Here is a 12,330-nt window from a genome sequence, read left to right as displayed (position 1 = left end):
GGGCCTCACCACCGACCGCTACTGGGTTCCTTCACCCATGCCGGACCTGCGCATACGGTTCCGTACGCCCGTCAGGTACGGAACCGTCACGGTGCGTCCGATTCGTCCCCCGGTGCGGACCTAGCGTCCAGGACGTCGTGGACGGAGCACCGCCCACGGCTCCGAGAGGACCGACGACCGGTGGGGTGGGACATGGTGAAGCACGGGACGACGACGAAGGTGGTCGACGAGGGCAGGCGCACGCAGCGACGTCGCAAGGCGTTCGCGCTCACGGCGGCCGGGACCGTCCTGGGCGTGGGCGGCGTCGCGACGCTCGCGGCGTGGACCGACGTGGAGTGGGTGTTCGGCGGCGACGGCGCCGGCGGCCCCGGCGTCTCGACGTCGACGTTCGAGGTGCAGCAGAACACGACGGCGGCGGTGGACGCGGCCGCGTGGACCGACGAGGAGGACAACCCCGGTGGCGAGATGGTGTTCTCGGCCGCGGCGTCCGCGTTCACGCCGGGCGACACGACGTACGCACCCGTCGCGCTACGCACGTCGCCGACGTCCATCGCGGGCGACGTCGACCTGCAGGCCGCGGTGACGGCGTCGGGCATCACGGCGACGGACCCCGGCGGGCTGCTGTTCGACGCGATCGACGTGCGGGTCGTCACCGACGACGCGCCGTTCACGTGCGACGCGACCGCGTTCTCGGGCGCACCGGGCGCGCCGACGCTCATCGCCGACGGCGACCTCGGCACGACCGGCGGCTCGGCGACGCAGACGCTCGCGGCGGCGGCCGGCTCGGTGCAGTACTACTGCTTCGAGCTCGAGCTGCCCGACCCGCTGCCGCTCGCGCCGGGCACCACGGCCGACGACTACATGGGCCGGTCGATCGCGCCCGCCTGGGCGTTCGCGGGCGAGTCGGCGTGACCACGGGCGAGGTCGGCGGCGCGGCCGTCGCGGTGCGGGCTCGGAACCACCGCACCGCCGCGGCCCACCGGCAGGACCGGGCCCTGCACCGGGCGCCGGGGCACGCCCGGACCGGGTGGTCGCTGCGCGACGTCGCGCTCGTGGCCGTCGGGGCGCCCGGCGTGCTGGTGGCCGGGTGGCTCGTGGCCTCCTGGGCGCTGTCGGCCTCGCTCGTCGTCCTGGTCACCGGGTCGATGTCACCGGGCATGCCGGCCGGCACGGCCGCGGTGGTCCGCACGACCCCGGCGGCCGACCTGCGGGTCGGTGACGTCGTGACCGTGCCGCGCGGCGACGGCGCGCGGGTCACCCACCGCGTCGTCGCGATCGACGACGTGCCGGGGCAGCCGCAGGAGCGGCTCCTGACGCTGCAGGGCGACGCGAACCGGACGACGGACCGCGACCCGTACCGGGTCGCGACCGCGGGCCGCGTGGTCGCGTCGCTGCCGGGCGCCGGGCGCGTGCTCGAGACGGTCCGGCAGCCGGCGGTGGCCGGTGCCGGGGTGCTGCTCGTCGCCGTGCTCGTGGCGTGGGCCCTGTGGCCCGAGCGACCGCGCGACGACGACCGGCGGGCCGTGGGTGCGAGGGGGGCCACGGCCCGCCGGACCGCGTGACGGGACGGCCGCCAGGGCCGAGCGACGACCGGGAGGGGGCGACGATGCGACGGGGCTTCGCGCTGACGGGGACGACGGCCGTGGTGGTCGGTCTCGTGCTGGGGGCGGGATCGGCCGCGACGGCCATGCAGGACGTGCCCGAGACGGGCACGACGGGGCGGCTGGTGCTGTCCTCGGCGCCGTACCCGGCGCAGTTCGTGCTGACGCCGGGCGAGCCGGCGCACTGGCGGGTCGACGCCCGCCTCGAGGACGCGGCGCGCGCCGAGCTCGAGGTCGAGCTGCACAGCGTGGGCGCGCTGACGGAGCACCCGCGCGGCCTGGTGCTCGTCGTCCGCAGCTGCGACGCCCCGTGGCAGGACGGCGCGGGAGCGCCCACGTGCGGTGCGGGCGAACGCGCCGTCGCGACATACGCAGGGACCAGCACGGCGGGCCCGGGCGCCGGCCCCCGGTTCGAGCTCGACCCGATCGCGCCCGGCGCGCCCGAGCACCTGCTGGTGTCGCTCGCCGTCGAGGACTCGGCGGCCGCGTCCGCCGACGAGACCCTCATGGGTCTGACGAACGAGGTCGGGCTCGGCCTGCGCGCGGTCGCGATCGACGACGTGCCGGTGCCGTCCCCGTCCGAGCCACCGGGTGCGCCCGGAGCACCGGGCGCACCCGGCGCCGGCGGACCGCCCGTCGTCGCCGGCCCGCCGGGGCGCCTGCCGCGCACGGGTGCCGACCCCGTGCTGCTCGCGCTCGCCGCCGCCGCGGCGCTCGCGCTCGGCGCCGGGCTGCTCGGTGCGGCCCGCCGACCCGCCCCGCCGACCCTGAGGAGAGGCTGACATGCGTGCTGCCGTCCGGGCCCTCGTGGCCGCCGCCGCGGCGGCCGCGGTCGCCGCCCCCGCCGTCGTCTCGACGTCGACCGCCGCGTGGCGCGAGGACGAGTGGACCCACGGGCTGACCGCGACGTCGTCGCTGCGCTGCGGCCAGGACGACGGGTTCACCGCGACCTCGGCGGGCCGGTTCCTGTCCGGGAGCCTGCTGGGGACCAACCTCGACCCGGTCGCCGCGCTGCAGGGCGTGCGCCTGGTGCGCGCCGCCGACGGCGCCCTGACGGTCACGCCGCCGACGGCGATCGACCCCGGTTCGTCGGCACCGACCGCGACCCGGCTCAACCCGCTGACCGCGAGCGCGCTGAGCGTCGTCGGCCTCGACCTCACGGGGCTCGGCGTGGGGCTCCCGGTCGGCTCGGCGGGGGCGCTCAACCAGTACGCCCAGGTGTCCGGGTACGGCACCGCGGCGGGCGCCGCGGGGCTCGTGAGCGACAGCGGCGGCGTGCAGGTCACGCCGACGACTCCGTCCGACCAGCTGCCCGGGCCGGCCTACGTGTCGCTCGGCACGCTGCTGCCGGCGATCACGAACCTCGCCGACGCGCAGCTGCGCGTGGGTGCCGTCGCCTCCAGCGCGCAGCTCGACGGGTGCGCCGACCTGCGAGCGCTGCTGTGGGGCGACGGCACGGCCACGGGTGCCGTGCGCAGCTACGGGGTGGCCGACGTCGGGCTGCGGACCAGCAGCCCGGTGCTCGGTCAGCTCGTGCAGGCCGTGAACGCGACCGTCGGCACGCTGCAGACCAACCTCGGGACGCTGGGGGGCACGTCGGGGCCGATCGCCGCGGCGATCCGCACCGGGCTGCTGGGGCAGCTCGGCGCCGGGCTGTCGCTCGCGCCGCTGTCCGGCACGGTCACGGTCACCACGCCGGACGTCGCCGGGGCGGTCGCCCCGCTGCTCACGGCTCCGCTCACCGACGGCGTCGTGACGCTGAACCTGTCGTCCGGCGTCATCGACGTCGACCTCGACGCGCTGCTCGGCTACGCGCCGGGCGCGCTCAGCAGCCAACCACCCAACACCGAGGTCGTCCTGAGCGCCACGGTGCTCAACCCTCTGCTGACGCGGGTCGGGGCGCTGCTCGACACGTGGACCGGGCAGGTGGTCCAGGCGCTCCTCACGGCGGTCCGGTCCGCGACCGTCACCGTCGACCTGACCACCACGGTCGCGGCGAGCGCGACCGTGCCCGTCACGGGTCCGGTCACCGTGAACGTCGCGGGGGTCCGCGTGCAGCTCACCGCACCCGTCGGGGCGATCCTCGACTCCGCCGCGGGCACCGCGGTGCCGCCGACCGCGGCCGTCACCGTGACGGCGACCGGGCTCACGGGCACGCTCGTCAACACCGTCCTCGGCGTCCTCGGCCTCTCGCTGAGCTCGATCACGGGGGCGCTGAACGGCTCGGGCGCGGCGCTCCTGGGCCTCGTCGCACCCGTGCTGCGCACCGCGCTCGTCGTACCGGTCACGACCCTCGGCGCGACGCTCGCGACGCTGTCCGGCACGCTCGTGACGGCGCTGTCGTCGCTGGTCACGGTGCTGCCGAGTGTCGTGTCGCTCATGCTCAACGTGCAGCCGGACCGGCCCGGCGCACCACCGGGCGAGCCGTACACGCCCGGGACGGCGACGAGCACGCCCGAGTACCGCGTGACCGCGCTGCGGCTGGGACTCGCGCGGTACACGAGCAGCGCGGACGTCGCCCACGTGCGGTTCGCGACCTCGACGGCGGGGCCGGTCTCCGCTCCCTGAGCGGGCACGGACGGGACCGACGTCCCGGACGCACGGAGCTTCACCCTGTGCTTCGTCTCACCTTCCGCCGCGCGCGGCCGACGGACTGGCACCCGGGCCGTCGTCCGACAGCCCGGGCCGCCGGCAGGGGGCGCCGACGCACCGGAGGTCGCCCGATGAGCCAGTTCCGCATCCGCACCCGCATGGCCGCCCTCGTGCTCCTCACCGCGATCGGCCTGCTCGTCCTCACCGCGGTCGCGGTGGGCGGCGTCGAACGACGCATCCTCGCCGAGCGCTCGACCGCGACGCAGCACGTCGTGGAGTCCGCTCTGGGGGTCGTCGAGGCGTGGGCGGCACGGGCGCAGGCGGGCGAGGTCACGGTCGAGGAGGCGCAGGCCGGCGCGCTCGCGACCCTCGGGACCATGCGCTACGGCGGCGACGAGTACTTCTGGGTCAACGACATGACCCCGACCATGCTCATGCACCCGATCAAGCCCGAGATGGACGGCACGCCGCTCGGCGACTACGAGGACCCGGACGGGCTCCGGCTGTTCGTGCGCATGGTCGAGGTGGTCGAGGCCGACGGCGCCGGCACGGTGGCCTACCAGTGGCCCAAGCCCGGCGCCGAGGACCCGCAGCCCAAGATCTCCTACGTCGCGGGCTACGAGCCGTGGGGCTGGGTGGTCGGCTCGGGCATCTACGTCGACGACGTGCAGGCCGCGGCGCTCGCCGACGCGGTACCCGTGATCGGGGTGTCCCTCGCGGTGCTGCTCGTGCTCGCCGGCGCGGGCATCGCGGTGCAGCGCTCGATCGTGCGGCCGCTCGCGCAGGCCACCGACGCCCTGGCGTCGGGCGACTCCTCCGCGCGCCTCGACACGGGCCGCGAGCGCACCGAGCTCGACCGGCTCGCGGTCGCGCTCAACGCCACGCTCGACCGCACGACGGCCGCGACGACCGAGGTCACGACGTCGGCGCGCGCCGTCGCCGAGGCCGCCGCGACGCTCGTCGGGTCCTCGCAGGAGCTGACGGTCGCGGTGCAGGAGTCCACCGACCAGCTGCGCGGCGTGTCCGTCGGGGCCGGCGAGGTCGCCGACCGCGTCGAGTCCGTCGCGGCGGGCGCGCACCAGATGGACGCGTCGATCGGCGAGATCTCCCGCACCACGGCCGACGCGGCCGCGATCGCCGCCGACGCCGTGCGGATCGCCGAGCAGACGCAGCGCTCGGTCGCCGAGCTCGGCGAGTCGTCCGCGCAGATCGGGTCGGTCGTCAAGGTCATCACCGGCATCGCCGAGCAGACGAACCTGCTCGCGCTCAACGCGACCATCGAGGCGGCCCGCGCGGGCGAGGCCGGCAAGGGGTTCGCGGTCGTCGCGGGCGAGGTCAAGGACCTCGCGCAGGCCACCGCGCGCGCGACGGGGCAGATCGGCGACCAGGTCGAGCAGATCCAGTCGGCCGTGGGCCGCGCGGTCGAGGAGATCTCGCGGATCAGCGACGTCGTGTCCCGCATCGACGACTACCAGACGACCATCGCGGGCGCCGTCGAGGAGCAGACCGCGACCACCGCGCAGATGGCGCAGGCCGTCGCGGAGGCCGCGCGCGCGGGCCGCGGCATCGAGTCCGGGATCGGCGGCGTCGAGGAGCGGCAGGAGCGTTCGCTCGACGGCATCGCGACGATCCGCTCGGCGGCCGACGAGCTCTCGGGGACCGCGCGCCGCCTCGAGGAGTCGGTCGCGGCGCTGCGCGCCTGACGCCGGCACCCGTCCCCGCGTCGCCCCGTCGCCACCGCCCCGTCACGGCCGTCGAGCGCGGACTTCGGCCGCTTCTGGACCCTCGGAACCGGCCGAACCCCGCGTTCGGCGGGGGGGGTGGGTGGGGCCGGGTGGGTGGCGGCAGAGAGCCCCGGACGCAGGACGGTCCCGCACCCGGTGGGTGCGGGACCGTCGTGCGACCGGGGAGTCGCGTCAGCGCGCGACGACCGGCTGCGCGTGCCAGATGCGGTCGATGTAGTCCCACATCGACCGGTCGGACGAGAAGAACCCGGACCGCGCGACGTTGAGGATCGCCGAGCGCGTCCACCCCTCGGTGTCGAGGTACGCGGCGTCGACCCGCTCCTGCGCCTCGACGTACGACTGGAAGTCCGCGAGCACCAGGAACCGGTCCTCGTGCAGCAGGTTCGACACGATCGGCTCGAAGACCTTGCGGTCGCCGTTCGCGAACGCACCCGACGCGATGAGGTCGATCGCGCGGCGCAGCGTGCGGTTCTCCTCGTAGTACCGGGACGGCTCGTACCCGGCGGCCACGACCTGCTCGACCTGCGGCTCGAGGAGACCGAACAGGAAGAAGTGGTCGTCGCCGACGAGCTGCCGGATCTCGACGTTCGCGCCGTCGTCGGTGCCGATCGTCAGGGCGCCGTTCAGCGCGAACTTCATGTTGCCGGTGCCCGACGCCTCCTTGCCCGCGAGCGAGATCTGCTCCGACAGGTCGGCCGCGGGGATCAGCGTCTCGGCGAGCGTGACGTTGTAGTTGGGCGGGAAGACGACCGTGAGCGCACCCTGCACGCGCGGGTCGGTGTTGACGACCGCGCCCACGTGGTTGATGAGCCCGATGATCTGCTTGGCCATCTTGTAGCCCGGGGCCGCCTTGGCGCCGAACGCGAACACGCGCCGCGGGATGCTCGTGGGGTCGAGCTCGCCGCTGACGATGCGCTCGTACTGCGACACGATGTGCAGCACCTTGAGGGTCTGCCGCTTGTACTCGTGCAGGCGCTTGACCATCACGTCGAGCATCGCGTCGGCCGGCAGCGTGATGCCGTCGCGGCGCTGCAGCAGCGCGTTCAGACGGTCCTTGTTGTGCGCCTTGACCGCACGGAACCGCTCGCGGAACTCGGCGTCGTCGGCCAGCGGCTCCATCTCGCGCAGCCGCTCGAGGTCCGTGACCCACCCCGGGCCGACCGCGTCGGTGATGAGCTCCGACAGCGCCGGGTTCGCCAGGCGCACGAACCGCCGGGGCGTGACGCCGTTGGTGACGTTCGTGAACTTGTCCGGCCAGTACTCCGAGAAGTCCGGGAGCACCTTGTCGCGCAGCAGCTGGCTGTGCAGCTCGGCGACGCCGTTGACCTTCGCGCCCGCCACGGTCGCGAGGTACGCCATGCGCACCGACCGCTCGGGGTGCTCGGCGATGATCGACATGCGGCGCAGGCGCAGCTCGTCGCCGGGGAACCGCTGCGCGACCTCCGCGAGGAAGTCGTCGTTGATGCGGTAGATGATCTCCAGGTGCCGCGGCAGCAGCCGGCCCAGCAGCTCGACCGGCCACACCTCGAGCGCCTCGGGCAGCAGCGTGTGGCACGTGTACGCGAAGCACTTCTGCGTCACCGCCCACGCCTCGTCCCAGTCCCACTTCTTCTCGTCGACCAGGATGCGCATGAGCTCCGGGACGGCGATCACGGGGTGCGTGTCGTTCAGCTGGAAGATGATGCGCTCGGGCAGGTCGTGCAGGTCGAAGTCCTCGGGCAGCACGTTCTCGACGAAGTCGCGGATCGAGCACGCGACGAAGAAGTACTGCTGCTGCAGGCGCAGCTCCTTGCCCTGCGGCGTCGAGTCCTCGGGGTACAGGACCTTCGAGATGTTCTCGGCGAACGTCTGCGCGCGCACCGCGTCGACGTACTCGCCGGAGTTGAAGATCTGCAGGTCGAACGCCTTGGTCGCGCGCGCGCTCCACAGGCGCAGCGTGTTGACGCGGCCGTTCTGGTAGCCGGGGACCATGTAGTTGTAGGGCACGCCGAGCACGTCCCACGCGGGCACCCAGCGCGTGCGCTCGACGCCGCCGTCGTCGTACGTCTCGGTGTGGCCGCCGAAGTGCACGGGCACCGAGTGCTCGGGGTGCGGGAACTCCCACGGCGCGCCGAGCGACAGCCACGTGTCCGGCTGCTCGACCTGCCAGCCGTCGACGAACGTCTGGCGGAAGATGCCGTACTCGTAGCGGATGCCGTAGCCGATGCACGGCACGCTCATCGTCGCGAGCGAGTCCACGAAGCACGCGGCGAGACGCCCCAGGCCGCCGTTGCCGAGACCCGGCTCGACCTCCTGCTCACGCAGGGTCGCGAGGTCGATGCCGAGGGACGCGAGCCCCTCCTCGACGATCTCGGTGAGGTCGGTCGCGATGAGCGCGTTGTCGAGCTGGCGCCCCAGCAGGTACTCGGCCGACAGGTACGCGACCGACTTCGCCTGCGCGTCGAACTGCCGCCGCAGCGTCTCGAGCCACCGGGCCATGAGGTACTCGCGCACCGTGCGCGCGAGCGCCAGGTACTGGTCGTTGTCGCTCGCGCGTGCGAGCGTCACCCCTTGGCCGAAGTGGAGCTCGCGCAGGAACTCCTTCACGAAGCCCTCGACGGAGTGCTGGGGGGCGGTCACCGGCGCGGTGCCGTTGGCACGGTTCTCAGTCACTTGCGCAACGGTAGTTGCCCCGTGGTCCCACGGCCAGGCCGTGCGCCCGGCGGATCCGCCGGCGAACCGGACGCTCGTCACGGACCGGACGTCCCGGGCACCCGCGGGCAGTGCGGGGGCCCACGCGCAGGGCCCGCGGGCGCCGTGCGCGTCCGACCTGGGCGGACGTCTCGTTGCACAGGTTCGCCCCGAGGGGCAGATTGGCCCTCACGGCCGTCCGCGCAGCGGGCCGCCCACCGGTGGGACCGACGTGCGCAGCCCTGCGACCGCGCCCCGGGCTGACGAACCTGCGGGGTACCGCGCATGGCGCGCACGTCGACCGAGCCGGCACCGTCGACGGGCACCGACGTCGACCCGCGACGGCCGGTGCCGCGCGGCGACGCCCGCCCGACGCGGGACGCGGGGGACGCCGCCCCGGCCGGCACGCCCCACGCGTCGCCCTGGGCGCGCGGCGTCGCGCACGTCACGGGCCGCGTGCTCCAGGCGTACGCGATCTGGCTGCTCGTGGCGCTCGTGCTGCTGCCGTTCTGGCCGCACCAGGTCCGCGCCGTCGGCCACGTGCTGTCGATGACCAACGTCCCCGCGCAGCCGGGGCTGTTCTCCGCGATCCTCGTCGGCGTCGTCGCGTCCGGCGTGCTGCGCCGCCTGCGGGCCGCCGTGTGGTTCGTCGTGGTCGTGTGGCAGCTGCCCGTCGCCCTCATCGGCCTGCTCACGCTCGTGCTCGTCGCGACCGGGTCGGCGACGCTCGCCGAGCTCGAGGTCACCACGCGCGACGTCGTCGCGTTCTGCTTCTCGCTGCCGATCATCGTGGTCCTCGTCTCGGCGCGGCGCGCGTTCCCGGCCCGGCTGCGACGCGGCGCGTGGTGGCGCGCCGTGCTCGTCACCGGCGCCACGGCCCTCGCCGCGGCCACGCTCGCCTACACGCTGCTGCAGTTCGACCCCGCGGGGCTCACCACGCAGGGCGACCGGCTCGGCTGGAGCCTGTCGCACGTGCTCGGCATCCACTCGAGCGTCGTCGCGAGCGGCCACGGCCCCGCGTGGGTCGGCGCGCTCGTCGGGCTCGTCTCGGCGGCCGGCCTGCTGCTGGGCATCGCCGTGTTCCTGCGCTCGTCGGCGAGCCCCGCGGGCGAGCGCGCGGCCGACGCGCTCGCGGTGCGGCGCCTGCTGCTGGAGGACCCCGAGCACGACTCGCTCGGCTACTTCGCGACGCGCGACGACCGCTCGGCGGTGTTCTCCCCCGACGGTCGCGCCGCCGTGTCGTACCGCGTGGTGTCCGGCGTGAGCCTCGCCGCCGGCGACCCCGTCGGGGCCCGCGAGTCCTGGCCGGCGGCCGTGGACCGCTGGCTCCTGCACACGCGGCAGCACGGCTGGATCCCCGCGGTCACGTCGACCACCGAGGCCGGCGCCCGCACCTACCGCGACGCGGGCCTGCACCCCGTGCCCATGGGTGACGAGGCCGTCGTCGTGACCCGCCGCATCGACCTCGCCAACCCCGCCCTGCGCCCCGTGCGCCGTGCGGTCGAGCGCGGGAAGGCCGCCGGGTACGAGGTCCGCGTGCGCCGCCAGTCCGCGATCCCCGCCGACGAGCTCGCCGAGCTCGTGCGCGACGCCGACCGCTGGCGGCACGGCGAGGAGCGCGGCTTCTCGATGGCGCTCGAGCGGCTCGGCGACCCGGTCGACCCGCGCATCGTGGTCGTGACCGCGCACGACGCCGACGGTGCCGTGCGCGGCCTGCTGTCGTTCGTCCCGTGGGGCCGGCGCGGGCTGTCGCTCGACGTCATGCGCCGCTCGCCCGACGCCGTCGCCGGCGTGACCGAGCTCATGGTCGCCGAGCTCGCCGCCGCGTCGCGGGACCTCGGGATCGAGAAGGTCTCGATGAACTTCGCGATGTTCCGCTCGACGTTCGAGGTCGGCGAGCGCGTCGGTGCGACCCCCGTGCAGCGGTTCAACCGCCGCGTGCTGCTGCTCGCGTCGCGGTTCTGGCAGCTCGAGCAGCTCTACCGCTCGAACGAGAAGTACCTGCCCGACTGGGAGCCGCGCCTCATGTGCTACGAGGCGGCCGGGCAGCTCACGCGCGTCGTGTTCGCGCTCGGGCAGGCCGAGGGCTTCCTGCCGCGCAACCCGCGCTGGCTCACCGGTGCCGACGACCGCTCCGACCGCTCCCCCGAGCTGCACGACCCCGCGTTCGTCGCGGCGGTCGTCGCGCAGGAGGACGAGGCCCTCGCGGTGACCGCGCCACCGCGCCGCCTCACCGAGCAGCAGCGCACGCGCCACGCGAAGCTCGACGTGCTGCACGCCGCCGGCATGGACCCGTACCCCGTGACCGTGCCCCGCACGGCCGCGGTCGCCGCGGCGCGCGCCGTGCTCGACGCCGTGCCGCCCGGCACCACGAGCCCCGCCGCGGGTGCGGACGAGCTCGCGGTGGTCGGGCGAGTCGTCCGCCTGCGCGACCTCGGGGGCGTCGTGTTCGCGGTGCTGCGGGAGGGCGGGGCCGATCTGCAGGTCATGCTCACCGCCTCCGGGTCGGCCGACCTGGCGCTGTGGCGCCGGGCCGTCGACCTCGGCGACCAGGTGTCCGTCACGGGCGTCCCGGTGCGCAGCAGGTCGGGCGAGCCGACGCTGCTCGCGCGTTCGTGGTGCATGGCCGCCAAGGCGCTCACGCCGCCACCGGACAAGCACCGCGGCCTCGCCGACCCCGAGGCGCGCGTGCGGCTGCGGCACATGGACCTCGCGCTGAACGACCGCGCCGAGCACCTGCTGCGGGCGCGCGCCGCCGCCGTGTGGTCCCTCCGGTCCTCGCTCGTCGAGCGCGGGTTCATCGAGGTCGAGACGCCGATCCTGCAGCGCATCCACGGCGGCGCGAACGCACGGCCGTTCACGACGCACATCAACGCGTACGACCTCGACCTGTACCTGCGCATCGCGCCCGAGCTGTTCCTCAAGCGGCTCATGGTCGGCGGCGTCGGTCGCGTGTTCGAGCTGGGCCGCAACTTCCGCAACGAGGGCGTCGACGCGACCCACAACCCCGAGTTCACCTCGATGGAGGCGTACCAGGCGTACGGCGACTACACGACCATGCGGCACCTCACGCGGGAGCTCGTCGTCGCGGCCGCGGTCGCGGTGCACGGCGAACCGGTCGCGCACCGGCCCGACGGCACGGTCGTGCGGCTCGACGGCGAGTGGCCCGTGCTCACCGTGCACGACGCCGTGTCCCGTGCGCTCGGTACTCCCGTCACGCCCGACCTGCCGCTCGCCGACCTGCGCGAGCTGTGCCGTGCGCACGACGTCGCGTTCGACGACGACGAGACGCACGGCGCGCTCGTCGAGGAGCTGTACGACCGGTTCGTCGAGGGGCAGACCGTCGAGCCGACGTTCTACACCGACTTCCCGGTCGAGACGTCACCCCTGACCCGCCGGCACCGCGACGACCCGCGGCTCGCCGAGCGGTGGGACCTCGTCGCGTTCGGCGCCGAGCTCGGCACCGCGTACTCCGAGCTCGTCGACCCGGTCGAGCAGCGCCGCCGGCTGACCGAGCAGTCGATCCTCGCGGCCGCGGGCGACCCCGAGGCGATGGAGGTCGACGACGAGTTCCTGTCGGCGCTGGAGTTCGCGATGCCGCCCACGGGCGGCGTCGGGATCGGCGTCGACCGGGTCGTGATGATGCTCGTGGGCGGGACGATCCGCGACACGCTCGCGTTCCCGTTCGTCCGGCCGTCCGGCCGGCGCTGACGCGGCGCACG

General features: G+C 74.8%; 7 protein-coding genes. 6 read left to right on the top strand and 1 reads right to left on the bottom strand.

The window, feature by feature from the left end; all coding sequences use genetic code 11:
* The first annotated feature begins 192 nt into the window (after positions 1-192).
* From E4A51_RS14115 to E4A51_RS14095, 5 genes are all read left to right on the top strand, one after another.
* Positions 193-912 (top strand): SipW-dependent-type signal peptide-containing protein, encoded by a 720-nt coding sequence (locus tag E4A51_RS14115; protein WP_134852150.1) that lies wholly within the window; start codon positions 193-195, stop codon positions 910-912.
* Positions 909-1,562, top strand: a complete 654-nt coding sequence (locus E4A51_RS14110; RefSeq protein ID WP_070320968.1) for a hypothetical protein — start codon at positions 909-911, stop codon at positions 1,560-1,562. Before E4A51_RS14115 ends, E4A51_RS14110 begins: the two co-directional genes overlap by 4 nt.
* Positions 1,563-1,606: 44 nt before the next feature.
* Positions 1,607-2,383 carry a hypothetical protein gene (locus E4A51_RS14105; RefSeq protein ID WP_134852149.1) on the top strand — a complete coding sequence of 259 codons (777 nt, stop codon included), beginning with the start codon at positions 1,607-1,609 and terminating at the stop codon, positions 2,381-2,383.
* 1 nt (position 2,384) lies between these two features.
* Positions 2,385-4,169, top strand: a complete 1,785-nt coding sequence (locus tag E4A51_RS14100; RefSeq protein ID WP_134852148.1) for a choice-of-anchor G family protein — start codon at positions 2,385-2,387, stop codon at positions 4,167-4,169.
* Between the two features lie 155 nt (positions 4,170-4,324).
* The gene (locus E4A51_RS14095) at positions 4,325-5,896 is read left to right on the top strand and encodes a methyl-accepting chemotaxis protein (RefSeq protein ID WP_134852147.1); all 1,572 of its coding nucleotides are present in this window, start codon (positions 4,325-4,327) and stop codon (positions 5,894-5,896) included.
* Between the two features lie 213 nt (positions 5,897-6,109).
* Here the strand turns inward: E4A51_RS14095 and E4A51_RS14090 are convergent, their stop codons facing one another.
* On the bottom strand, positions 6,110-8,590 hold the full coding sequence (locus E4A51_RS14090; RefSeq protein ID WP_046529982.1) for a glycogen/starch/alpha-glucan phosphorylase: 2,481 nt from the start codon (positions 8,588-8,590) through the stop codon (positions 6,110-6,112).
* A gap of 303 nt (positions 8,591-8,893) precedes the next feature.
* On the opposite strand from E4A51_RS14090, the gene lysX reads away from it, so the two are divergent.
* On the top strand, positions 8,894-12,319 hold the full coding sequence (gene lysX / locus E4A51_RS14085) for a bifunctional lysylphosphatidylglycerol synthetase/lysine--tRNA ligase LysX (protein WP_206120059.1): 3,426 nt from the start codon (positions 8,894-8,896) through the stop codon (positions 12,317-12,319).
* Positions 12,320-12,330 lie beyond the last annotated feature (11 nt).

It is taken from the genome of Cellulomonas sp. HD19AZ1 (genome assembly GCF_004535805.1).
Taxonomy (GTDB): domain Bacteria; phylum Actinomycetota; class Actinomycetes; order Actinomycetales; family Cellulomonadaceae; genus Cellulomonas; species Cellulomonas iranensis.
Note: the sequence above shows the minus strand (reverse complement) of the source record. Positions and strands in the feature narration are given on the sequence as shown.